Source organism: Mesorhizobium sp. LNHC221B00 (genome assembly GCF_000502935.1).
GTDB classification, from domain to species: Bacteria; Pseudomonadota; Alphaproteobacteria; order Rhizobiales; family Rhizobiaceae; genus Mesorhizobium; species Mesorhizobium opportunistum.
This window is the reverse complement of record NZ_AYWR01000002.1, coordinates 50,155-74,741: the sequence shown is the minus strand read 5'-3', so window position 1 is coordinate 74,741 and position 24,587 is coordinate 50,155. Positions and strand designations below refer to the sequence as shown.

Annotated in this window: 21 protein-coding genes; 15 read left to right on the top strand and 6 right to left on the bottom strand. The window is 62.0% G+C overall.

Annotation, left to right across the window (positions count from 1 at the left end):
• Positions 1-25: 25 nt before the first annotated feature.
• From rplQ to X741_RS163550, 11 genes are all read left to right on the top strand, one after another.
• Entirely contained in the window at positions 26-457 is a 432-nt protein-coding gene (gene rplQ / locus X741_RS163500; RefSeq protein ID WP_013895690.1) for a 50S ribosomal protein L17, read from the top strand.
• Positions 458-638: 181 nt separating this feature from the next.
• Complete coding sequence (locus X741_RS163505) at positions 639-2,132, top strand: DegQ family serine endoprotease (RefSeq protein WP_023776148.1); 1,494 nt, start codon at positions 639-641, stop codon at positions 2,130-2,132.
• Positions 2,133-2,173: 41 nt separating this feature from the next.
• A complete protein-coding gene (locus tag X741_RS163510) occupies positions 2,174-3,481 on the top strand; it encodes a replication-associated recombination protein A (RefSeq protein ID WP_023776147.1) in 1,308 nt (435 codons plus the stop codon).
• A gap of 5 nt (positions 3,482-3,486) precedes the next feature.
• Complete coding sequence (locus tag X741_RS1000000170700) at positions 3,487-4,164, top strand: DUF930 domain-containing protein (RefSeq protein ID WP_245272634.1); 678 nt, start codon at positions 3,487-3,489, stop codon at positions 4,162-4,164.
• 158 nt (positions 4,165-4,322) lie between these two features.
• A complete protein-coding gene (locus tag X741_RS163520) occupies positions 4,323-5,153 on the top strand; it encodes an aspartyl/asparaginyl beta-hydroxylase domain-containing protein (protein WP_023776145.1) in 831 nt (276 codons plus the stop codon).
• Positions 5,154-5,490: 337 nt separating this feature from the next.
• Positions 5,491-7,146 (top strand): hypothetical protein, encoded by a 1,656-nt coding sequence (locus tag X741_RS163525; RefSeq protein ID WP_023776144.1) that lies wholly within the window; start codon positions 5,491-5,493, stop codon positions 7,144-7,146.
• 70 nt (positions 7,147-7,216) lie between these two features.
• On the top strand, positions 7,217-7,591 hold the full coding sequence (crcB, locus tag X741_RS163530) for a fluoride efflux transporter CrcB (protein WP_023776143.1): 375 nt from the start codon (positions 7,217-7,219) through the stop codon (positions 7,589-7,591).
• Positions 7,592-7,652: 61 nt separating this feature from the next.
• Positions 7,653-8,633 (top strand): RluA family pseudouridine synthase, encoded by a 981-nt coding sequence (locus X741_RS163535; RefSeq protein ID WP_013895683.1) that lies wholly within the window; start codon positions 7,653-7,655, stop codon positions 8,631-8,633.
• Positions 8,630-9,547, top strand: coding sequence for a DMT family transporter (locus tag X741_RS163540; protein ID WP_023776142.1), 918 nt, complete (start codon positions 8,630-8,632; stop codon positions 9,545-9,547). Before X741_RS163535 ends, X741_RS163540 begins: the two co-directional genes overlap by 4 nt.
• Before the next feature lie 11 nt (positions 9,548-9,558).
• Positions 9,559-10,350: an ATP12 family chaperone protein gene (locus X741_RS163545; protein ID WP_023776141.1), complete on the top strand. Its 792-nt coding sequence runs from the start codon at positions 9,559-9,561 to the stop codon at positions 10,348-10,350.
• Between the two features lie 183 nt (positions 10,351-10,533).
• Entirely contained in the window at positions 10,534-12,423 is a 1,890-nt protein-coding gene (locus tag X741_RS163550; RefSeq protein ID WP_023776140.1) for an MFS transporter, read from the top strand.
• Positions 12,424-12,504: 81 nt separating this feature from the next.
• Here X741_RS163550 and X741_RS163555 read toward each other — a convergent pair whose 3' ends face one another.
• Positions 12,505-12,696 (bottom strand): DUF2735 domain-containing protein, encoded by a 192-nt coding sequence (locus tag X741_RS163555; protein WP_023768589.1) that lies wholly within the window; start codon positions 12,694-12,696, stop codon positions 12,505-12,507.
• A 317-nt stretch (positions 12,697-13,013) separates the two neighbouring features.
• On the opposite strand from X741_RS163555, the gene X741_RS163560 reads away from it, so the two are divergent.
• Together X741_RS163560 and X741_RS1000000169480 are read left to right on the top strand one after the other, a co-directional pair.
• Positions 13,014-14,054 carry a glutamine synthetase beta-grasp domain-containing protein gene (locus X741_RS163560; RefSeq protein WP_023776139.1) on the top strand — a complete coding sequence of 347 codons (1,041 nt, stop codon included), beginning with the start codon at positions 13,014-13,016 and terminating at the stop codon, positions 14,052-14,054.
• Between the two features lie 168 nt (positions 14,055-14,222).
• Positions 14,223-14,423 carry a hypothetical protein gene (locus X741_RS1000000169480; protein WP_156937828.1) on the top strand — a complete coding sequence of 67 codons (201 nt, stop codon included), beginning with the start codon at positions 14,223-14,225 and terminating at the stop codon, positions 14,421-14,423.
• Between the two features lie 768 nt (positions 14,424-15,191).
• Here X741_RS1000000169480 and glnA read toward each other — a convergent pair.
• Together glnA and X741_RS163575 are read right to left on the bottom strand one after the other, a co-directional pair.
• Positions 15,192-16,601 (bottom strand): type I glutamate--ammonia ligase, encoded by a 1,410-nt coding sequence (gene glnA, locus X741_RS163570; protein ID WP_023768587.1) that lies wholly within the window; start codon positions 16,599-16,601, stop codon positions 15,192-15,194.
• 76 nt (positions 16,602-16,677) lie between these two features.
• Positions 16,678-17,016 (bottom strand): P-II family nitrogen regulator, encoded by a 339-nt coding sequence (locus tag X741_RS163575; RefSeq protein ID WP_006205430.1) that lies wholly within the window; start codon positions 17,014-17,016, stop codon positions 16,678-16,680.
• Between the two features lie 358 nt (positions 17,017-17,374).
• On the opposite strand from X741_RS163575, the gene X741_RS163580 reads away from it, so the two are divergent.
• Positions 17,375-18,913, top strand: coding sequence for a bifunctional ADP-dependent NAD(P)H-hydrate dehydratase/NAD(P)H-hydrate epimerase (locus X741_RS163580; protein ID WP_023776137.1), 1,539 nt, complete (start codon positions 17,375-17,377; stop codon positions 18,911-18,913).
• A gap of 105 nt (positions 18,914-19,018) precedes the next feature.
• Here the strand turns inward: X741_RS163580 and X741_RS163585 are convergent, their stop codons facing one another.
• Positions 19,019-20,080, bottom strand: coding sequence for a M48 family metallopeptidase (locus tag X741_RS163585; protein WP_023776136.1), 1,062 nt, complete (start codon positions 20,078-20,080; stop codon positions 19,019-19,021).
• Positions 20,081-20,094: 14 nt separating this feature from the next.
• Positions 20,095-21,627 (bottom strand): acyl-CoA carboxylase subunit beta, encoded by a 1,533-nt coding sequence (locus X741_RS163590; protein ID WP_023776135.1) that lies wholly within the window; start codon positions 21,625-21,627, stop codon positions 20,095-20,097.
• A gap of 408 nt (positions 21,628-22,035) precedes the next feature.
• Here X741_RS163590 and X741_RS163595 point away from each other — a divergent pair, with 408 nt between their 5' ends.
• The gene (locus X741_RS163595; RefSeq protein ID WP_023768583.1) at positions 22,036-23,469 is read left to right on the top strand and encodes a DEAD/DEAH box helicase; all 1,434 of its coding nucleotides are present in this window, start codon (positions 22,036-22,038) and stop codon (positions 23,467-23,469) included.
• A gap of 108 nt (positions 23,470-23,577) precedes the next feature.
• On the opposite strand, the gene X741_RS163600 is transcribed toward X741_RS163595, so the two are convergent.
• Entirely contained in the window at positions 23,578-24,552 is a 975-nt protein-coding gene (locus X741_RS163600) for an alpha/beta fold hydrolase (protein ID WP_023776134.1), read from the bottom strand.
• Between the last annotated feature and the right edge of the window lie 35 nt (positions 24,553-24,587).

Here is a 24,587-nt window from a genome sequence, read left to right as displayed (position 1 = left end):
GAACAACTGAAGAAGGAAATGAGCCATGCGCCACGGTTTCAAAGGCCGTCGCTTCGCCCGAAGCATTAGCCATCGCAAGTCGATGTTCGCCAACCTCGCCGTGTCGCTGCTCGAGCACGAGCAGATCGTCACCACCTTGCCGAAGGCGAAGGACCTGCGTCCGATCGTCGAGAAGCTGGTGACGCTCGGCAAGCGCGGCGACCTGCACGCCCGCCGCCAGGTGATCGCGCAGATCGGCAATGAAGGCGTCGTCAAGCGCCTGTTCGACACCATCGCCCCGCGCTACGCCAACCGTAACGGCGGCTATTTGCGGATCATGAAGGCGGGCTTCCGTCACGGCGACAATGCCGCGATGGCCGTTATCGAGTTCGTCGATCGCGACACCTCGGCCAAGGGCGCAGGCGACCGCGCCCGCCTCGAAGCCGAAGGCACCGAAGCGGACGCCGCGGCCGCATAAGGTCACGTCATTCCAGAATGAATTGAAGGGGCCTGCGGGCCCCTTTTTCATGTTCTGCGCGGTTCAAAGCACGCCCATAAAGATCTGCTTGCGCGAAAATAATCGGATTTCAGCGGCTTAGCCTTTCATTTTGCACAATCGTCGGGACAATGCGCCCGAACTTGCCTTGGAGGATTCGCGAATGCGCGCCAAAAGACTGTCCCTTGTCCTGCTCTGCGCCTTCATAGTGTTCGCAGCCGCACCGGCAGTTCGGCAGGCGTTGGCCGAAGACGCCGCAAAGCCAGCCGATCCGGGCCTGTCGGACGTGCTGACCGATCTGTTGCATGGTGTCGAGGGCGAAAACGCTACCTCGGGACCCGACAAGCGCGTGCCGTTCGGCCGCGAAGAGGTGCAGCTGTCGTTCGCGCCGCTGGTCAAGCAGACGGCGCCCGCCGTGGTCAATGTCTATGCATCGCAGACGGCCAAGGTCACGTCGCCTTTTGAAGGCGATCCGTTCTTCGAGGAGTTTTTCGGCCGTGCCCGGCCGCGCGCGCAGTCCTCGCTGGGCTCGGGCGTGCTTGTCGATCCGAGCGGTGTCATCGTCACCAATTTCCACGTCATCAAGGATGCCGACGAGGTCAAGGTGGCGACCGCCGACGGGCGCGAATTCACCAGCAAGGTGATGCTGAAGGACGAGACGCTCGACCTTGCCGTGCTCAAGATCGAATCCGACAAGCCATTCCCGGTGATCGCCATCGGCGATTCCGACGCGCTCGAAGTTGGCGATCTGGTGCTGGCCATCGGCAATCCCTTCGGCGTCGGCCAGACCACCACAAGCGGTATCGTCTCCGCACTTGCCCGCAGCCATATCGGCGTCTCGGACTCGGGCTACTTCATCCAGACCGACGCCGCCATCAATCCCGGCAATTCCGGCGGCGCGCTGATCAACATGGGCGGCCAGCTGGTCGGCATCAACACCGCAATCTATAGCCGCAGCGGCGGCTCGATCGGCATCGGCTTTGCCATCCCGGCCAATATGGTGCGGGCTTTCGCCGATGCCGCCAAGGCCGGCCTCGATTTCTTCGAGCGCCCCTATATCGGCGCCGAGTTCGAGGCGGTGACGCCGCAGATCGCCGAATCGCTTGCCATGGAAAAGCCGACCGGCGCCCTGGTCTCGTCCGTCGATGCGACGGGACCGGCGGGCAAGGCGGGGCTGAAGCCGGGCGACGTTGTGCTGCAGATCAACGGCAAGCCGGTCGAGAGCATCGAGGCGCTGGATTATCGCATGGCGACGCTGTCGATCGGCACCAAGGCCAATTTCGCGATCCTGACCAAGGGCCAGCAGGCGGCGATGGACATCGCGCTGGAGCGCGCGCCGGAGGGTGCGAAAGCCTCGGAGGTGACGCTGCATGGCCGCAGCCCGTTCTCGGGCGCCAAGGTCGCGGAGCTGTCGCCACGGCTTGCCCAGAAGCTCGGCCTGCGCACCGACCTCAAGGGCGTGACGGTGATCGACATCAACCGCGACTCGCCGGCCGCCGATTTCGGTTTCATGCCGGGCGACATCGTGCGCGAGGTCAACGGCACCGCGATCGACACTGCCGCGACGCTGGCGCAGGCTGCCCAGCAGGATACGCGCTGGTGGCGCTTTACCGTCGAGCGCGGCGGGCAGATACTGCGCCAGGTGTTGCGTTACTGAGCTCGATCTGAAGAGATCGCGCTCCAAACCAAAAGAAGTGCATGGCCGATCTGTTCAGCGTTGACGAACCGGAAAAGACGCCGCCTGGACGGCCGTTGGCCGACAGGCTGCGGCCGAAGAATCTTGGTGAGGTCGTTGGCCAGGAACATCTGACCGGGCCAGATGGCGCGCTGACCCGGCTGATCGGCTCGGGTTCGCTCGGCTCGATGATCTTCTGGGGCCCGCCCGGCACCGGCAAGACCACGGTGGCAAGGTTGCTTGCCGGCGAGACCAGCCTTGCCTTCGAACAGATATCGGCGGTGTTTTCCGGGGTCGCCGACCTGAAGAAGGTCTTCGAGGCCGCCAAGCTGCGCCGCGCCAATGGCCGCCAGACATTGTTGTTTGTCGACGAGATCCATCGTTTCAACCGGGCCCAGCAGGATTCCTTTCTCCCCGTCATGGAGGATGGGACAGTCGTCCTGGTCGGCGCCACGACCGAAAATCCGTCCTTCGAACTCAACGCGGCGCTGTTGTCGCGCGCGCGTGTCATGGTCTTTCATTCGCTCGGCGAGGACAGCATCGCCAAGCTGATGACGCGGGCGGAGGAGACGGAGGGCAGGGCGCTGCCGCTCGACGATGAGGCGCGGACAATGCTCATCCGCATGAGCGATGGTGACGGACGCGCCTCCCTGACGCTCGCCGAGGAAGTCTGGCGTGCCGCCAAGCCCGGCGAGGTGTTCGATCCCGAAGGGCTGCAGCGCATCGTCCAGCGCCGTGCACCGATCTACGACAAGGGCCAGGATGGCCATTACAATCTGATCTCGGCGCTGCACAAATCGGTGCGCGGCTCGGATCCCGACGCCGCGCTCTACTATCTCGCGCGCATGTTCGATGCCGGCGAGGATCCGCTCTATCTCGGCCGCCGGCTGGTGCGCATGGCGATGGAGGACATCGGCCTTGCCGATCCGCAGGCACTGGTCGTCGCCAACGCCGCCAAGGACGCCTACGACTATCTCGGTTCGCCCGAGGGCGAACTCGCCTTTGCCGAGGCCACCGTCTATCTCGCCACCGCGCCCAAATCCAACGCCGTCTACACCGCCTTCAAGGCAGCCACGCGCGCTGCCAAGGAGCACGGCTCGCTGCTGCCGCCAAAGCATATTCTGAACGCGCCGACCAAGCTGATGAAGGAAGAGGACTACGGCGCGGGCTATCGCTACGATCATGACGAGCCGGACGCGTTTTCGGGCCAGGATTATTTTCCCGAGAAGATGGGCCGCCAGACCTTCTACGATCCGCCTGAACGTGGTTTCGAGCGCGATATCAGGAAGCGGCTCGATTATTGGGCAAAGCTGCGCAAAGAGCGGGAATAGCCGGCTTGCGCGGCCCGGTGGTCGTCACGCTTCGAAACGAGGCTTCGCCCTGGGGTGTGTCCGCCTCTGTTGTCCTGCACACGCTGCTCGCCGCCACGCTGGCCCTAATGCCATTGCCGAAGCCGCCGAAACGGCTGGAGGAAGAGCGCGTGTCGGTCGACATCCTGACGCCCCGGCAATTCGAGGCCTCGACCAGGCCGCCACCGGCGCCAACACCGCCTCCAGCCCCGGAGGCACGAGCCCCGGCGCCAAGTCCACCGCCGAGCGCTCCTCAATCTCGACCATCCTCCGCGCCGGCCATGATCCGGCCGACCGAGATGCTGTCGGCCAAGACGCTCGCCGATCCACGCAGCCGGCAGGCGCGCGCCGATCTCGCCACCTTCGCCTCCGACGAGCGCATGGTGCAATTGTGCAATCTGGAGGCCATGGACCAGATTCGACGGTGGCGGGCGGACTTTCATCCGGAACGCGTCGTGCCTTACGCGACGGCGGAGGAAAAAATCACTGGGACCACGATTGCCGCCAATGGTGCGGCTTTCCGCAGCCGCAAAAACTGGTACAGTTTGACGTTCAAATGCCAGCTCGCACGAGACGGCGAAAGCGTCATCGGCTTTGAGTTCCTGGTCGGCGATCCCGTGGCCAGGGAAAAATGGGACGAGCTTGGTTTGCCGGCGGTGCATTGACCGAAGTCCGGCGACCTCCACGAGGCAGCCGCCAGGCACGATGCGTGACCGTTGTGTGGTGACCCAAAAGACCTTATCAAGGCGCACGGCCGGGCGGTGGTCGTTGCCGTGACTTTGGCAGTTCATTCGCAACAGGATCGCGCTCCGCGCGTGGAAAAATGACAAAAACCCTTCGCAAATCCCTTCGCAAATTCGCCATTGCCGTCCCGCTTCTCGCCCTTGGCTTCTATTTCATCCCCATCCTGACGACGATCTTCATCGTCTGCGGCCTGATCGACGTGCTGCGCAACGACAGGAAGGATCTGTCGCTGTTCTCGGGCTACTTCCTCGGCAACGGCCTGTTCACCTGGCTGCTGTCGCCGTTCAACCTGCTGGTCGATCTGCTCTGCTACAGGAATCCCGGCGTGTGGAAGCTGGAGCAGTTTCCTGCCGATTATCAGCGCGAGGTCAATGAGGTCCTGGACATCTTCAAGGCGCGCAAGGACGAGATCATCGCCGACATCGATGCCAATTTCGGCGCCGGCCGGCGCGGCATGTATGTCTACCAATGGTACGGCAAGCACCGGATCGACAACGTCGCCGAGTTCAACAAGGATTTCAAATACATCAAGACGATCGCCGTTTCCGTCTTCAGCAAGCGCGAATCGACCTCGTGGCACTTCGGCCCGCTGCGGCTCAGCCTGCGCATTCTCTACAATCTGATCCCGGTGAAGTCGGAGATCTTCGTCGAATGCGGCAACGTCAAGAACTACTGGTACGACAATCCGCTGTTCATTTTCGACGACACGCTGCTGCACCGCTCGGTCAACGAGTATGACGGCCGCCGCTACTGCGTGTTCATGGACATCATCAGGCCATCCCCGGTCCCCCGCCTGATAGCAGGCATGCTCGCCATCGTCTCGGTCAGCGTCGAGCGCATCAATTCGATGTTCTACAAGAACTGGAAAATGATCGGCTCGACCAAGCCGAAGAACGTCGAAACCACCTGAGCTGAAGCTATCGACGCTGTCGGGCTCCGCCGGCAGCGTCCTGGTGGCTTGCGAGGTGTGGTCAACTTTGACAGTGCTCGTGCACAGGCTTGGCATCCAAGTCTTGAATCTCCGCTACCCCCCTTGAGCCTCCGGCACCGGGACTCCGCTCGACAATGCCGTCGCTGGGCTTGAGGCGAGCAAGGCGTCTCCGCGCCTGTTCACCGCCATTTGGGCTCTCGACAATTCATTATATGAATCGTCTCGCTAGATTCGCATTCGCCGGAACGGCTCCTGCGTTGCGAGTTGGTGCGGTTCGGGTTCCACGGCTCTGTCTTTTCCTCCCAGGCGGCCTCCAGTGACAAAGAACAAAATCTTCGGATTCTGGACGGGGGCTTACATTTGCACCCTGATACCGGGCCTTGTTCTGAGCGCCATATATATAGGCCTTGAAGAGCCCGTCTATTATTGGGACTTCGTCGCCTACTTCAATATATTCCGGCATCAAGGGGCGCTCCTCATCGAGAGTCCTTTTCAATGGCTAAGCCAGTTGGCCGCCTCTATCGCGACAGATGACTATGGTTCGGCGATTTTGGCGCCGTTGATGCCGATTTATGTACTTTTCGGAGGTTCGCGATATGCGTTTGTCGCCGGAATAGTCGCGGTCTATCTGGTGCCGACGGTTCTCCTCATAGCCCGAATGAGCTATCTGGAGGCGACTTCCGAGACGTCTTCACCCCGAGCCTGGCTCGCGGTTTGGTTTGCGGCCTCCCTCTACACTCCGTTCTGGGCGCCGACGCTTCGTGGAATGCCGGACATTGCCGGTTGTCTTGCCATTACCGTGGCGACCTATTTTCTTTGGAAGTCAAAGTTTCTTACCCGCGAGCCGGTGATCAGCGGGATTTGCGTGGGCGTGTGCCTGTGGCTGGCGTTCATGCTGCGTCGCTGGTACGCCTACGCCGTCATTGGCATCGCCGTTTCCGCCGCCTTCTTTTGTTTGCTGCAGATTGCAAGGGATCGGAGCTATCCGTCCTTCGGCAAAGCGGCATTGGGCGGCCTGTGTGCGATTTTCGTTATTGCCGCGGCCGCATTGAATTTCCAGCTACCGCTGATCGCCAGGATTCTGGGCACCAGCTATGGCGATCTCTACAGCGGATACAGGACGACCTTCCTCATCCAGCTCGGCGAGATGGGATCCCGGCTCAGCTATGTGAACTGGCTGCTGATCTTCGTTGGCCTCTATCTCTCGGTCGTGCGCCGCAATGGGTTTTCGCTGTTGTGCGCCTTTGCCTCGGTGTTCGCTTTCTTGATCTTTATCCGCACGCAGGATCCGGAGCGGCACCATTCATTGCCGATGTTTCTTTGGCTGTTCCCGGCATACGCCCAAGCAATCGTTGCGATCGTTTGGATGCCGGCACTGAAACCACGATGGTCGGCCGCCGCCATCGCTTGTGCGGCCGGATTTGCTTTTTTCGGCACGTTTTTTCCAATTGGTCGTCAACTGTTGTCGCCGGTTGGCTTCGTTTTCGCCGAGGAAGCGACGCTCCCGCTACACCTCGACAATCTTCCCGAATACAGACGCCTGATTGCCGACCTGCTTGGCAAAATGAAAGCTGAGGATCGTTTTTCGGTGTTTGCCTCGGGCGCGGCTTTGAGCGACTCGCTGTTGTTTGGTTTGGATCCCAAGCTCACCCCGCACGTCGGATGGATTTGTCAGGTGGATAGTCGCGATCAATTCCGGCCGGAGGCTTTGAAATCCAGATATGTCGTCGTGGCTGACCGGCCTGTCATCCATCTGCAGCCGGGTGCGCAGATTTGTGTCACGCTCCCCAACCAGTATATTCTCGAGGGAAAAGGCATCGGCGCTGCCTACAAACGCGTTGAAACCTACCAATTATCCGACGGCCTTACCGGTTACCTCTATGAGCAGGTGCGCCCGGTCGGCAAAGCCGAAGTCGATGCCCTCTACAGCGAGTTCCAGAAGAAATATCCGAACTGGACGGCGCCCGAGTGATGAAGGCGGGGTCGACTGTCGGGCCTTGAAGGGATTGACGCCACCGCCCTTGCATGGGCAGTAAACGACCATGTTCAATCTGCTTCTCGTGGTCGTCGGCGGCGGCATCGGCGCCGGCATCCGTCATCTCGCCAATATGGGCGCGCTGCGCCTCGTCGGCCCCAACTATCCCTGGGGGACGATGGCGATCAACATCGTCGGTTCCTTTGCCATGGGTCTGTTCATCGCCATCCTGGCGCGCCGCGGCGGATCGACCGAAGTCAGGCTGTTTGTCGCCACCGGCATCCTTGGCGGCTTCACCACCTTTTCCGCTTTCTCGCTGGATTTCGCGACATTGTGGGAGCGGGGAGCCACTTTGCCGGCGTTTGGATATGCGCTTGCCAGCGTGATTGGCGCCGTTATCGCCCTGTTTCTGGGACTTTGGCTCGCAAGAAGCCTGCCTTAATGCTATTGCCGCGCCGAGAGCAGGGCCGGGCCCTGCCGGGAAATGGATAAGCGAAGAAAATATGGCAGGCGTTGAACAGATCACGGTGGAGGCCGGCGAGGCGGGCATGCGGCTCGATCGCTGGTTCAAGACCCATTTCCCGGGCCTCGGCTTTGGCCATCTGCAGAAGCTGCTGCGCTCCGGCCAAATCCGCGTCGATGGCGGTCGGGTCAAGGCGGACAGCCGTGTCGAGCCTGGCCAGGTGGTGCGTGTTCCGCCGCTCGAGGTGGACAAGAAGGGCGAGAGCCCGCTCACCGGCCACTCGATCCGCAACCAGGGCGATGCCGACGTCCTGGCCAAAATGCTGATCCATGAGGATCCGAAGGTTTTCGTCTTCAACAAGCCGGCGGGTCTGGCGGTGCAAGGCGGTTCGGGCGTTACCCGCAATGTCGACGACATGCTGGAAGCCTGGCGCAACCAGAAGGGCGAGAAGCCGCGGCTGGTCCACCGGCTCGACCGCGACACGTCGGGCGTGCTGGTCGTTGCCCGCACGAGGCTGGCCGCGATGAAGCTCTCGGAGGCATTCCGCGCCCGCGAGACCAAGAAGACCTACTGGGCGCTGGTCAAGGGCGTGCCTCCCAAGCGCGAGGACAAGATCTCGACCTGGCTGATCAAGGAGCCGACACCCGACGGCGACCGGGTGCGCATCGCCGCGCATGGCGAAAAAGGCGCCGACCATGCCGTGTCCTACTACCGCATCATCGAGCAGGCGGCGCAGACGATGACCTGGCTGGAAATGGAGCCCTATACCGGCCGCACCCACCAGTTGCGTGTCCATGCCGCCTATATCGGCTGCCCCATCATCGGCGATCCGAAATATTTCGAGGCCGACACCAATTGGGATTTTCCCGGCGGCATTCAAAACCGCCTGCACCTGCACGCGCGGCGCATCGTCATCCCGCACCCGGACAAGGGCTTCATCGACGTCACCGCGCCGATGCCGCCGCATATGCGCCAGAGCTGGAACCTGATCGGCTTCGACGACGCCAGCGCGGAGGATTGATCGTGGTCACCGACACGCTCGATCGGCGCGACACGGTCGACCTGGCCGCCGCCTCGATCATGGTCGGCCTGACATTCTCCTGGGGACTGAATTACGTCGCCGCCAAGATCTCCTATGCCGGTTACGACCCCGTCTTCCTGTCGATAGCACGCTCGGTCATCGGCGGCTTCTGCGTCTTCCTCTGGTGCCGCTGGCGCGGCATTGCGCTGTTCACGCGCGATGGCACCTTGCTTGCCGGCATCGCGGTGGGCGTGCTTTTCGGCGTGGAATTCCTTTGCCTTTACGTTGGCCTGGAACATACGACCGTTGCCCGCAACACCCTGCTGGTCAATACCATGCCGTTCTGGATGCTGATCGGCGGCCACTTCCTGCTTGGCGAACAGATCACCTTGCGCAAGTTCCTCGGCCTGCTCTTGGCCTTCGCCGGTCTTGGCGCGGTTTTTTCCGACAAGCTCGGCGGCGGCGGGGACATGCTGTTCGGCGACCTGCTCAGTCTTGGCTCCGGGTTTTTCTGGGCCCTGACCAATATCCTCATCAAGCGCTCGAAACTGGTCGAGGCGAGTGCCGAAAAGCTGCTGCTTTACCAACTCGCCGGCGCGGCCATCGTTGGCCTCCTGGTTCTGCCTTTGGCGGGCCCGCCGGTTCGCGATCCCGCGTTGCTGCCGACCTTGGCGCTGCTGTTCCAGGCGATCTACATCGTCGCCTTCACCTATGTCCTATGGTTCTGGCTGCTGCGCCGCTATCCGGCGTCGGGTCTGTCCAGTTTCACCTTCCTGTCACCGGTGTTCGGTGTTTTGTGCGGCGCAATCATCTTGTACGAACCGCTGACCATCCGCATCTTCCTGGCACTTGGTCTGATTGCCGCCGGCCTGATCATCGTCAACCGGCCGGCGCGCAAGCTGACACCGGTGTGAGAGAGACCTTCATGCGCGATATCCTCAACGACCTCGAAGCGGGCAAATACCTTTCCGATCCGGACCCGGTGCGCCGCGCCCAAATCCAGATGAAGACACCGCTGCCGAAGCGCTTCTACAAGACCGTCTCGGTTGCGCCGGTGGAAGACGGGTTTGCCGTCCATCTCGACGGCAGACCGGTGCGCACACCGGGCAAGGCGCTGTTGTCGCTGCCGACCGAAGCAGCCGCCGCACTGGTTGCCGACGAGTTCGCCGCACAGGGCGAGACCATCAATCCAGTGACAATGCCGGTGATGCGCCTGGTCAACACCGCCATCGATGGCGTCGCCAGCGATCCGCAAGCGGTGCTGGAAGACATATTGCGCTTTGCCTCGTCCGACTTGCTTTGTTACCGCGCCGATGCGCCGCAAGGGCTGGTCGAGCGGCAGAACGAGCACTGGGACCCGGTGATCGATTGGGCACGCCGCAGCCTTGGTGCCCGCTTCAACCTTGCCGAAGGCATCATCCATGTCGAGCAGCCGCGTGAGACGATCGCCGCGCTGGGCGCGCATCTTGCTCAGCGCGCCGAGCCGCTGCGGCTCGCCGCCATCCACGTCATGACCTCGCTGACCGGTTCGGCGCTGCTGGCGCTGGCTGTCGATTTCGGCGAGCTCGACGTCGAGGCCGCCTGGACCGCCGGCCATGTCGATGAGGACTGGCAGATCGAGCAGTGGGGCCAGGACGCGGAGGCGGTGGCCCGCCGCTCCGCCCGCAAGCGCGACATGATGGCCGCCGTCCAGCTCCTGGAAGCGCTCAAGGTCTGAGTTTTGCACGGCTTTGCCGCACCGCACCTAATACCAAAGTCATAATCCCATCGTCGCTCTGCCGCCGGGGGGCGCTTTCTGTCATTTTTTCCGTGATGGCTGTCGTTGAGTCCGCGTTCGGAGGAGAACGCCGATGATTAAAACGCAGCGTCGAGGACAAGGGTCTCACGGGAGGAAAACGCAATGGCATTGGCATCGACCGCCGGCGGAACGAGCCGCGGCATGACGCGGGAAGAGAAGAAGGTCATCTTCGCTTCCTCGCTCGGCACCGTCTTCGAATGGTACGATTTCTATCTCTACGGCTCGTTGGCGGCCTTCATCGGCTCGACCTTTTTCGCTCCGACGATCCCTGAGGCGACACGCAACATCTTCGCGCTGCTGGCCTTTGCCGCCGGCTTCCTGGTGCGTCCGTTCGGCGCCCTTTTGTTCGGTCGTATCGGCGACCTCGTCGGCCGCAAATATACGTTCCTTGTCACCATGACGATCATGGGCCTGTCGACCTTCCTGGTCGGCCTGCTGCCGGGGTATGCAACCTTGGGCATCGCCGCTCCGGTGATCCTGATCATGCTTCGCATGCTGCAGGGCCTGGCGCTCGGCGGCGAATATGGTGGCGCGGCGACCTATGTCGCCGAGCACGCGCCCGACGACCGCCGGGGCTTCTATACGTCATGGATCCAGACGACGGCGACGCTCGGCCTGTTCCTGTCGCTGATCGTCATCCTGATCGTTCAGGGTTCGTTGAGCAAGGAAAGCTACGCCGCCTGGGGCTGGCGCATTCCGTTCATCGTTTCCTTCCTGCTGCTCGCCGTCTCGATCTGGATCCGGCTGTCGCTTTCTGAGTCGCCAACCTTCCAGAAGATGAAGGACGAGGGCAAAGGCTCCAAGGCGCCACTCTCCGAGGCTTTCGGTCAGTGGAAGAACGCAAAGATCGCGCTGCTGGCGCTGCTTGGCCTCACCGCCGGCCAGGCCGTCGTCTGGTACAACGGCCAGTTCTACGCACTGTTCTTCCTGCAGAACGTGCTGAAGGTCGATGCGCAGTCGGTCAACATCATGATCGCGATTGCGCTGGCCATCGGCTCGATCTTCTTCGTCGTGTTCGGCTGGCTGTCCGACAAGATCGGCCGCAAGCCGATCATCATGGCTGGCCTTGCGCTGGCCATTGTCTGCACCTTCCCGCTGTTCAAGGCGTTGACCTGGGCCGCCAATCCGGCGCTCGCCAAGGCACAGCAGAGCACGCGGGCAACGGTGACGGCAGCGCCCGGCGACTGCAGGTTCCAGTTCAATCCGGTCGGCACCGCCAAGTTCACGACGTCCTGCGACATCGCGACTTCATTCCTGACCAAGAACTCGGTTCCCTACGACGTCGTCTCGACGGCCGCGGCCGGAACAGCCGCGTCGGTCAAGATCGGCAACGAGACGGTGGAGTCCTACGACGCCGTCGCCGCCGGCGACCAGGCCAAGGCCAAGGACGCCGCCTTCGTCAAGGCCGTCAACATGTCCCTGCAGGACAGCGGTTATCCGCTGAAGCGCGCGGCAATCAAGGTTGCCGACCAGAAACTCGACGCCTTCATCGCCGCCAACCCTGAACTGAAGCTCGATGCCGCCGCCATCCGTGGCGGCGAAAAGACAGCGGTGCCGACCGAGCAGGCGGTCAAGGACAAGATCCTGACCACCGATGAGGCAGCAGGCGCGCCCGAAGTCACTGTCTATAATATACCGGGTGGCGGTCCCTTCGCCATGTTCGCGGATCCGGCAGCCGTCAACTGGCCGATGACAATCGGCATCCTGTTCATCCTGGTGCTGTTCGTGACCATGGTCTACGGCCCCATCGCGGCGATCCTGGTCGAGATGTTCCCGACCCGTATCCGCTATACCGGCATGTCGCTGCCCTACCACATCGGCAATGGCTGGTTCGGTGGCCTGCTGCCGGCAACCGTGTTCGCCCTCAGTGCCTACAAGGGCGACATCTACTACGGCCTTTGGTACCCGGTGGTGATCGCGGCGATCACGCTGGTCATCGGCATGATCTTCGTCAAGGACACGCTTGGCACCGATCTGCACGCCAAGGAGTAGCCGACGGATCGTCCACCAACAAAAAGCCCGGCGTGAGCAATCACGCCGGGCTTTTTCGTGTTCGACACCTGAAGATGCGGCTCAGCTCTTCCGCTGGTTTTCTTCCTCGACGGCCGCTTCGTGATACCAGCCGTCAAAATCGGCGTGCGTGTTGCGCAGCGAGGCAAGCTCTGCCGCGAACTTGGCCTTTGCGCCTAAATTTGAGGCAGATTTGCGGGCTGCCAGAGGGAACATCAGGATCTTTGCCGACGGACGGGAGATGGTGACTTCCATAAGCGGCCTCCTTTCTTTCGCGGGAGCTTTTCGATTCAGCTTTATTGCAAGATAGGTTGTGCGATTCATTTAGGCAATATGCCTACGAAAAGATCATCTTTTGCATATTATTTGTGCATTTTGCATTGTTGATCGATCTTGATCCATCGATGAGGCGGCCCAACAAATTCAACCGTGTATCGCCGCCATTTTGCCGCACCCGCCGGCGCCCGAATGGCACACGAATTGCATTTTAGTGATCCGGCAGGGCCGGCTGCTGACGGCAGACGCGTGTCGACGCCGTTCAGTGTTCGGTGATCAAGCAACGAGAGGCTAGAATGACGAAATACAAGCTCGAGTACATTTGGCTCGATGGTTACACCCCGGTCCCCAACCTTCGCGGCAAGACGCAGGTCAAGGAATTCGCCGAATTCCCGACGCTCGACCAGCTGCCGCTGTGGGGTTTCGATGGTTCCTCGACCATGCAGGCCGAAGGCCACAGCTCCGATTGCGTGCTGAAGCCGGTCGCGGTTTATCCGGACCCGACCCGCACCAACGGCGTGCTGGTCATGTGCGAAGTCATGATGCCTGACGGTGTGACACCGCACGCCTCCAACAAGCGCGCCACCATTCTCGACGACGAGGGTGCCTGGTTCGGCTTCGAGCAGGAGTATTTCTTCTACAAGGACGGTCGTCCGCTCGGCTTCCCGGAGACCGGTTATCCCGCCCCGCAGGGCCCGTACTACACCGGCGTCGGCTACAAGAACGTCGGCGATGTCGCACGCCAGATCGTCGAGGATCATCTCGACCTTTGCCTCGCGGCCGGCATCAACCATGAAGGCATCAACGCCGAAGTGGCCAAGGGCCAGTGGGAATTCCAGATCTTCGGCAAGGGCTCCAAGAAGGCCGCCGACCAGATGTGGATCGCCCGCTATCTGCTTCTGCGCCTGACCGAAAAATACCGCATCGACATCGAATTCCACTGCAAGCCGCTTGGCGACACCGACTGGAACGGCTCGGGCATGCATGCCAACTTCTCGACCGCCTACATGCGTGAAGTCGGCGGCAAGGCGTATTTCGAATCGCTGATGGCGCAGTTCGACAAGAACCTGATGGACCACATCGCCGTCTACGGCCCGGACAACGACAAGCGCCTGACCGGCAAGCACGAAACCGCGCCGTGGAACAAGTTCAGCTACGGCATCGCCGACCGCGGTGCGTCGATCCGCGTGCCGCACTCCTTTGTCAAGAATGACTACAAGGGCTACCTGGAAGACCGCCGTCCGAATTCGCAGGGCGACCCCTACCAGATCGCTTCGCAGATCCTGAAGACGATCTCGCAGGTTGCCACCGACGCATCGGTTTCGGCCGCCGCCTGATTGTTTTCGCGGCGCGGACGCAAGATCTGCGCCGCACCAGAACGACCACGAAAAAGGCCCTTGCGGAAAACGCGAGGGCCTTTTTCGTTATGCTTGTGGGGCGAGGCACGTCCGCATTGGTCAGCCGGCGACAGCTCCACGTGCCTTCAGCGCGGCTACAACCTTCGCATGCGGCAAAGCGGGGCTGCAATTGCCGTCGCGGCCGATCATGTCATTGTTGGCGACGAGCGCGTTGAGCACGGCCGCCTTCGGGCGCCAGAGCCCGATCGCGAGCTGCTGATCATGGCCGTGGCGGCGATCTATTACGTCCTGGTGCTCGCCAGGCGAACGGACTGGAACCTGCACGGCCCAGACGAACTTGCCGGATAAGTGACGACTTGCCGGATAGGCGTCGCCCTCCGACGTTCTGTCCTTGCGAGAACTCCGGCCTTCTGAACTGACCCCCGAAGGTTGTGTCCAACTTTTGAGGGCAGTTCATTTCGCCGGGGTTCTTTTTGCCGTGCTGGCCCGGCGGGGTGAATTCCCCCAAAAAAAGTCAGGTTGAAAAGGACCGGGCAATTTCCTGTCACGGAGAGGCTTTTGGCAGGCGCCTTTTGCCGTCACGAAATGTCCAGCGTTTCCGAGTTCGTTGAAAAAGCCCGGAAAACAGCCAGTTTCAGCTCGTCCGTAGACCAATGATCCCCTATATAAGCCACTGTTCATACAACGAAAACGGCGATTTATGCCTCGGGCTGGCGGCGTTGACAGATCACGCCGCGGCATGCGTATTCGAACCTTGGGTTACGCCAAAGCGATGCTGTTCGAACGGGGCGGGGTTTCTTGAACGACGGCATTGGCGGGGGCGCCGGACGAGCGGGCATTGCAGCCTGAGGCAGTGTGCCGCTCGCTCTGGCGATTTTTCCGCGCGGAAAACCATCTGCCGCTCACCGCAAATGGGCCGCGATGGCCCAGTGTTCCGACCGTGACCGACGTTGCCTGCCCTCGGCAAATCCAGCTAACAAACGATCCCGTAAACCAAAAGCGTTGGCCGCTGTCGCATGGCTGGTCACGCAAACCATCCGCGGACATCTGGTGGCAGCAAAAAGCCCTTGAAGGCGGAAATCCTTCAAGGGCTTTGCAGGATTATGCGAACGAGATTTAGACCGAGTAGTACATGTCGTATTCGACCGGATGCGGGGTCATTTCGAAGCGCATCACCTCGGCCATTTTCAGCTCGATGTAGCTGTCGATCTGGTCGTCGTCGAAGACGCCGCCGGCCTTCAAGAAGCCGCGATCCTTGTCGAGGCTCTGCAGGGCTTCACGCAGCGATCCGCAGACGGTCGGGATCTTCTTCAGTTCCTTCGGTGGCAGGTCGTAGAGATCCTTGTCCATCGGCTGGCCGGGATGGATCTTGTTCTTGATGCCGTCGAGACCGGCCATCAGCATGGCGGCGAAAGCGAGGTAGGGGTTCGCGCCCGGATCGGGGAAGCGGACCTCGACGCGCTTGGACTTCGGCGACGAGCCGAACGGGATGCGGCAGGACGCCGACCGGTTGCGCGCCGAATAGGCGAGCAACACCGGCGCTTCGTAGCCGGGCACCAGACGCTTGTAGGAATTGGTCAGCGGGTTGGTGAAGGCATTGATCGCCTTGGCGTGCTTGATGATGCCGCCGATGTAGAACAGGCAGCTTTCCGAAAGACCGGCGTACTCGTTGCCGGCGAAGGTCGGCTTGCCGCCCTTCCAGATAGACTGGTGGACGTGCATGCCCGAGCCATTGTCGCCGAAGATCGGCTTCGGCATGAAAGTGGCCGTCTTGCCGTAGGCGTTGGCGACCTGGTGCACGACATATTTGTAGATCAGCATCTTGTCGGCGTTGCGGACCAGCGTGTCGAACTTGATGCCGAGTTCGTGCTGGGCAGCCGCGACCTCGTGGTGGTGCTTCTCGACGCGCACGCCCATTTCGGCGAGCACGGTCAGCATTTCGGAGCGCATGTCCTGCGCGCTGTCGATCGGCGGCACCGGGAAATAGCCGCCCTTGATGCGCGGGCGGTGGCCAAGGTTGCCGGTCTCGTAGTCGGTGTCGTCGTTCGACGGCAGTTCGGTGGAATCGAGCTTGAAGCCTGTGTTGTAGGGGTCGGCCTTGTACTTGACGTCGTCGAACACGAAGAACTCGGCTTCCGGGCCGACATAGATGGTGTCGCCGATGCCTTCCGACTTCATGTAGGCCTCGGCCTTCTTGGCCGTGCCGCGCGGGTCGCGGTTGTAGGATTCGCCCGAGACCGGATCGAGGATGTCGCACAGGATGACCATGGTCGACTGCGCGAAGAACGGATCCATGTGGACCGTGTCCGCATCGGGCATCAGCACCATGTCGGACTCGTTGATGGCTTTCCAGCCGGCAATCGAGGAGCCGTCGAACATCACGCCATCGGCGAACATGTCTTCCTCGACCTCGATGACATCCATCGTCACGTGTTGCAGCTTGCCCTTCGGGTCGGTGAAGCGCAGGTCAACGAATTTCACGTCGTTGTCCTTGATCTGCTTCATGATGTCTTTGGCTGTCGTCATGTCATGTATCCCTGTTTGATGACGTTTTTTGATGATGACGTTTTTTGATGGTGACGTTTTGGGGAAGGTGGTCGCGTCAGACGGCGTCCATGCCGGTTTCGCCGGTGCGGATGCGCACGACTTCCTCGATGTTGGAGACGAAGATCTTGCCGTCGCCGATACGGCCTGTCTGGGCCGCCTTGCGGATAGCCTCGATCGCGCCTTCGACGGCGTCGTCGCCGAGCACGACCTCGATCTTCACCTTGGGCAGGAAGTCGACGACATATTCGGCGCCGCGGTAGAGTTCGGTGTGGCCTTTCTGGCGCCCGAAGCCCTTGGCCTCGGTCACGGTGATGCCTTGCAGTCCGGCCTCCTGAAGCGCTTCCTTCACTTCGTCCAGCTTGAATGGCTTGATGATCGCTTCGATCTTTTTCATGTAAAAAGTGGCCTCCACTGCCAAAAAAACGGGTTGTGAGCCCCCGCTTGCGCCTCCATCAAGCACGAACTGTGCCAATCCGAGGGATTCGAAGCGGTCTCATGCGATTTCGAAGCCGCACCGCGCCGGGATGCAAATTCGCGTCATTCGCTGCACCGGATGCGGCACCGGCTTCCCGAACCTACACAGTGCCATCCGTCGTCACAGCACAATAATTAGGCATGCCGCCCATCACATGGGCAATTTTTGCCTGTGATGCCTCTCATCCGAACAGTATCGCTGCCCTCGCGCCACCTCCTCCTTGTTTGCTTCGGATCGAAAAGTGGACAATGCTTGATCGAATGCGGATCGGCAATCCATGAGCGATGAACTTCTTACTCCCGCCGAAATGGCCGAAGCGGACCGGCTGACGATCGCCGCCGGCCCAGCCGACGGCATCGGCCTGATGCGTCGTGCCGGCGAGGCCGTCGCGGCCGAGGTTTTCAAGCGCCATCCGGCAGCGGTGCACGTCCACGTGCTGTGCGGTCCAGGCAACAATGGCGGCGATGGCTATGTCGTCGCTCGCATCCTGACCGGCAGCGGCGTCGCCACGACGATCTGGGCATCCGGCGCACCGAGGCCGAGAAGCGACGCGGCACTCGCAGCCGCGGAGTGTCCGATCGCACCCCAGCCGTTGTCCAGCTTCAAAGCCGAGCCCGGCTCGATCGTGGTCGACGCGCTGTACGGGGCAGGGCTGTCCAAGCCGCTGTCCGGCGATGAAGCCAGGGCGGTCGATATCGCCACCGACATGCGTTTGCCCGTTATCGCCGTCGACCTGCCATCGGGCGTGTCCGGCGACAGCGGCAAGGTGCTCGGCAAGGCATTTGCCGCCGAGATCACCGTGACCTTCGCGCGCAGGAAGCCCGGCCATCTGCTCCTGCCTGGCCGGGAGCGATGTGGCGAGGTCGTGCTTGCGGATATCGGCATTGGCGACGATATCATCGCACGGCTCCGGCCCCGGACGTTCGAGAACACACCGGCGCTTTGGCTGTGTGGTTTTCCGGTGCCGGCCGTCGATGCCCATAAATACAAGCGCGGCCATGTCGGCGTCTTCTCCGGCGGCCCAAGCGCCACCGGCGCGGCGCGGCTGTCGGCATTGGCCGCTGCGAGGAGCGGTGCGGGGGCGGTGACCGTGCTGTCGCCGGGCAACGCCATGCAGGTTAACGCGGCCCATCTGACCTCGATCATGCTGCGCAAGGCCGATGACGTCGCGGACATCGAAGAATTTGTCGGCGAACGCCGGCCGTCGGCCTTTGTCCTCGGGCCCGGCTTTGGCGTCGGTCAGAAAACGAGGACCTTCGGGCTCGCGCTCCTTGCCTCCGGCCAATTGCAGGATGCTTCCGCACAGGTCGATGGTCTTGTCTTTGACGCGGATGCGATCACCTCCTTTCGCGAAGCGCCGGATGTCTTATTCGAAGCCGCACGCCGGCAAAATGCTCCGGCCTTGGTGATGACGCCGCATGACGGGGAGTTCGCCAGGCTGTTTCCGGACATCGCCGGCGACAAGGCATCGTCCAAGCTCGACAAGGCGCGCGCGGCAGCCGCCAATGCCAATGCGGTCATCATCTACAAGGGCGCCGACACGGTGATCGCAGCGCCCGATGGCAGGGCGGCGATCAATGCCAACGGCGCCGCCTGGCTTGCCACCGCGGGGTCTGGCGACGTGCTGTCGGGCATATCAGCCGGTCTGCTGGCACAGGGCATGCCGGCGTTCGAGGCGGCCTGCGCGGCGGTGTGGATTCATGCCGAGGCCGGCAGCCGGTTCGGCCCGGGCCTGATCGCCGAGGACTTGCCGCTGGCGATGGTGCCGGTGCTGCGCGAACTGGTCAAGGCACGCCAGAAGGCGCCCATCAGATGAACCGTTCCGCGCTCGCCGTTGCGGCCATCGCGCTATTCGCCGCAAGGCGTGCGCGCCACAGGTCCTTGACGGTTTGCGGCGGTTGAATTTTCGGGTGCCGCTGGTTCACCGCTGGAGATAGTCCGCCATCTTAGCAGTCCATGTAGCGTCGAATTCCGCAATATGCTGGTCGGCTGCGCTTGAAGTTACCTGCGTCGAGAGGGCGGTTACCGCTATTGGGTCCAGGTCAGGTGGCTCCGAGTAGCCAAGCGCCGCCAGTCTTTGCGCCCATGAAGGGTGGGTGGACTTTTCATCATCCGGACTTTTCCATGCCTTGCGAGCACAGGCATTCAGGCAAGCGGGTTCCCGCAACTGCCCAGCCGCCTCCAAGAGGCGATCGAGTGGCGGTCGCGGGGGACGCAGTGCTCCCCTCAACTCATGCTGCAAAGGATCGTAGACCGCTTCTTTGAAATGCACGTCTGCCGCGGCGACCAGCAAAAGCGCTCGAGCGGCCTGCTCGGCATCTCCGGAGGACGCTGCATGCCGATCCGCCTTGATCTCGGCTTCGCGCGAAAGCCGGATTTCTTCCCGTTCGAACGATCCCGATAGCCAGCCGATCGCGGCGTGGAGTAGGCTGCCTGTAATCGTGGTGCCCGGAGGAGCATACTCGAAGACGAATCCAAAACCGTTCTCGAATTCTGCGAGATTAAGACCACCATTGGTGTCCTTGTTGCGGACATGCGCATCCTCATGGGCGAGGATCGCGGTAAGCGTCGTTTCATCGGTCACGGCAAGCAGAGGGATCCCGACGGTCAGAAACAGCCGGTTACCGAGCAGGCCGAGAAGCGTGCGCTCTTCCCTAACTGAAGCGTTAAGGTTGTTCTCCAACGAGATGACGGTGCGCGCCGCACGACGCGGTCCGGCAACGGTTCGCCAAAGCGCCCACAGGCCAGGCGCCTCTGCTTCGCTGACGCCTTTAGTCTTACTGCGCCGGAAGCCGGCAAACAACGTGCCGAACAGGAATGCCAAAGCAGTGGTCGCGATTGGCATAGCAACAAATCCACTCGTGATGAGCCAGATCGGATGGCTGTCGAGCAGGGACATCCAGGCGCAAAAGATGATGGCGGCAGGGACAATGTAAAACAGGACGGCGAACCTGCCAAACCGTCGCCCGGCGGCGATGATCATTCGCGACATGGGAGTCATAACGGTATGTTATCGTGCTTCTTCCAAGGGTTTTGCATGTCCTTGTTGCGCAGCATCCGCAGCGCCCGCGCAATGCGGCGGCGGGTCGAGTGCGGCATGATCACCTCGTCGACATAGCCGCGCTCGGCGGCGACGAAAGGTGACAGGAAGCGATCCTCGTAAGCCTTTGTATGGGCAGCAATCTTTTCCGCGTCGCCGATGTCCTTGCGGTAGATGATCTCGACCGCGCCCCTGGCACCCATGACCGCGATCTGCGCCGTCGGCCAGGCATAATTCATGTCGCCGCGCAGATGTTTCGAGGCCATGACGTCATAGGCGCCGCCATAGGCTTTGCGGGTGATGACGGTGATTTTCGGTACGGTCGCTTCGGCGTAGGCGAACAGGAGTTTCGCACCATGCTTGATCAGCCCGCCATACTCCTGCGCCGTACCCGGTAGGAAACCCGGAACGTCGACGAAGGTGACGATCGGGATCGAAAAACAGTCGCAGAAGCGCACGAAGCGCGCCGCCTTGCGGCTGGCATCGGAATCCAGAACGCCGGCAAGCACCATCGGCTGGTTGGCGACGAAGCCGACCGTGCGGCCCTCGACGCGGCCGAAGCCGGTGACGATGTTCTTGGCGAAGCTCTGCTGGATTTCGAAGAAGTCGCCCTCGTCGGCGACCTTCAGGATCAGTTCCTTGATGTCGTAGGGCTTGTTGGCGTTATCGGGAATCAGTCGGTCGAGTGACAAATCGTGGTCGGTGACCGACTGGTAGCATTCGATCTCGGGGAGTTCCGATGTGTTGGAAGCCGGCAAGAGGTCGACCAGCCGGCGCATCTGCAGGAGCGCCTCGACGTCGTTGTCATAGGCGCCGTCGGCGATCGAGGATTTCGTCGTGTGGACCGAGGCGCCGCCGAGGCTCTCGGCGGTCACCGTCTCGTTGGTGACGGTCTTCACCACGTCCGGCCCCGTGACGAACATGTAGGAGGTGTCGCGCACCATGAAGATGAAGTCGGTCATGGCAGGCGAGTAGACGTCGCCGCCGGCGCACGGACCCATGATGACGGAAATCTGCGGAATGACGCCGGACGCCAGCACGTTGCGCTGGAAGATCTCGGCATAGCCGCCAAGGGCCGCCACGCCTTCCTGGATGCGCGCCCCGCCAGCATCGTAAAGGCCGATGATCGGCGCGCGGTTGCGCAGCGCCATCTCCTGCACCTTGATGACCTTCTCAGCATGGGCTTCCGACAGCGAGCCGCCGAACACGGTGAAATCCTTGGCGAAGAGGTAGACCGGACGGCCGTTGACCGTACCCCAGCCGGTGACGACGCCGTCGCCGGCGATCTTCGTCTTCTCCATGCCGAAATCGGTCGAGCGGTGCTCGACATACATGTCGAACTCCTCGAACGAGCCTTCGTCGAGAAAGACCTCGATGCGTTCGCGCGCGGTGAGCTTGCCCTTCTTGTGCTGCGCATCGATACGCGCCTGGCCACCGCCCATGCGGGCGGTGTCACGCCGCCGCTCGAGTTCCTTCAGCACGTCCTTCATCGCTCGGTCCCCAAAATGGAAGCTGCATTGTGGTAATGATGCCCGCAGGGGAGCGCAAGCATCGGCTTTTGGTCAGTTTTTGCTGCACCGCAACATCACGCCCCTTGCATTCCGGGGCGAACTCAGCCATATGCAGCCCATAGGCGCTTGGGCCGGGAGATTCCGGCCTTCTCGACAAATGAGACTGGTTGCGTCTGTTTTCCCTCTTTCCGGTATATCGGCCCTCTTTCCGGTACATCACAAAGCGGCGAAAAAGCCCCGTGGCATGACGCCTGCGGGCACGACAGCGCAGCCGAGTGGACGTTACCGTCCGCCCGCCTTGTCGTTTCACATCGAATTTTTCGGCGGCAGGTTGCGCCCTGCCGCCATTGACGTTTGCGGCCAGAGGCCGCGTGAAAGAAGATTATTTTGACCAACGAAAACACATTGTCCGGTAAGGACACTGGGCCCGACACTGCGGAACTCTCTGGTTTCGCAGCGCTGGGAATTACGGGTGCGCTGCTCAAGGCCACCCACAATGCCGGCTTCACCGAACCGAAGCCGATCCAGATGCAGGCGATCCCGCCGCAGCTGGAAGGCCGCGATATATTCGGCATCGCCCAGACCGGCTCCGGCAAGACCGCTGCCTTTGCGCTGCCGATCCTGTCCAAGATCATCGCGCTCGGCACCAAGCGGCGCGCCAAGACGACCCGGGCGCTGATCCTTGCGCCAACCCGCGAACTCGCGGTTCAGATCGAGGACACCATCAAGATCCTCGCCAAGGGCGCGCATGTCTCGACGGCACTCGTGCTGGGCGGCGTCTCGCGTTTCAGCCAGGTGAAGAAGGTTGCGCCCGGCGTCGACATCCTGATCGCCACACCCGGCCGGTTGACCGACCTGGTGCGCGAGGGCGACCTCATCCTCTCCGACACCAAATGGCTGGTGCTCGACGAGGGCGACCGCATGCTCGACATGGGCTTCATCAACGACGTCAAGCGCATCGCCAAGGCGACCGCGCCTGACCGCCAGACGGCGCTGTTTTCGGCCACCATGCCGGACGAGATCGCCGAACTGGCCAAGGGCCTGCTGAAGAACCCTGTGCGTATCGAAGTCTCGCCGCAAAGCACCGCGGCCGCCGAGATCGTGCAGGGCGTCGTCTTTGCCCGCACCAAGCAGAAGCGCCAGGTGCTGTCGACGATGCTCGCCGACGCGGCGATGAAGTCCGTCATCATCTTTTCGCGGACCAAGCATGGCGCCGACCGGGTGACCAAGGATCTCGAGCGCGACGGCTTCAAGGCCGCCGTCATCCATGGCAACAAGTCGCAGAACGCCCGTCAGAAGGCACTGAACGATTTTCGCGATGGATCGGTGCGCATCCTCGTTGCGACCGACATCGCGGCGCGCGGCATCGATGTTCCCGGCATCAGCCATGTCGTGAATTTCGACCTGCCGGACGAGGCTGAAAGCTACGTCCACCGCATCGGCCGCACCGGCCGCAACGGCATGGACGGCATTGCCATCACGCTTTGCGATCCGTCTGAAAACAGCAAGCTGCGCCAGGTCGAGCGCATCATCCGCACCAAGCTGCCTATCGTTGCCGACCATCTCGGCAGCCCCGATCCGCAGCGCAATCCGGCTGAAAAGAACGAGCGCTTCGAGCCCGCCAATGACCGCAACGACCGCAATGGCCGTCGCGATGGCAGGCGCCCAGGCGGCGAGAACAAGGGCAATGGCTTCGGCAAGAAGCGCTTCGGCGACAAGCCGGCCTTCGCCGGTGAACGCAAGCCGGAAGGCGCCAAGCCCTTCAAGGGCAACAACAAGCGCCGCTTCGGCGGCAAGCGTCCGGCGGCGCGGGCTGCCTAAGCAGACCGCCTCGCGTCAGCCGAACCTTTGCATGGTCGGCTGACCAATCTGCGACAAAAAGGCAACCGCGGTGATCCCGCGGTCGCCTTTTGTGTCTGGACAATCAGCTTACTTGACCACCGCTTCGAGCCAGACGGCGATCCTTTGCGCGAGGTAGGCCGTGGTCGACGGCGACAGCGCATCGCCGGCGATGACATGGTTGTCCGAATCGCCGGTGTCGTCGACCGGCACCAATTCGTGCGGCGCGCCCCATCGCCCGGCAATTTCGCGGGTGCGGTCGGGCCGCACCACCTTGTCCGAGTCCGAAAAGATGAACAGCGCCGGGATGGTCGCTTTCTCGACCGGTGCGCCAAAGGCAAGTTCCGTCAGCGCCTGCATCGGCAGCGTTGCGGCGATCGGATATTTGGTGGTCCAGAATCTCTGGTGCAGGGTGTTGCGCGGGGCGAAGCTGCGTTCCTTGCCCGCGACGAGTTCGGCGATCTGTTTGCCCCATGGCAGGGTAAGCATCTCGGCGCCGGATGCTTTCACGCCAAAATTGGGCGAGATGAATGCAATGGCCGCGACCCCGTCCGATGCTCCCGGCTGCGTTGCCGCCCACACCGCCAGCGAGCCGCCCGTCGATGTGGCGATGACGACCACCTTGTCGCCGATCGCCCGGCCGATGGCGAGCGCCTCCTCATAGTCGTTGATCCAGGCGTTGACGCTCCCTTGCGTCATCGCCGCGCCGTCCTGCCCGTGACCGGTGAGGCGGGTGTAGAACAGGTTGGCGTCGAGCTGATCGGCCACATCGTCGGGCAGGGGGCGAACCTCGCCCTTCGATGCGGAGAAGCCGTGGATGTAGACGATCGACAGCGGCGTCCTGGCATGCACCATCGGGTTGGCCCAGACGATCTCTTTCTCCAGCCCATCGCGTATGCCCGGTATGGCTGCTTCTGTCCTGGCGACATAGGCTTGCGGATCGTCACCGATGACGGAAAGATCGAAGCGGATCGTGGTGTCGATGGGAACGCGTGGGCCAAGGAGGAAGATCAATGCAAGGACGGTGATCAGGCCCAGCACGGCAAGCACGATCCGTCGCCCCATAGCAGACTCCACGCAACAACAATGACCCTATGGCG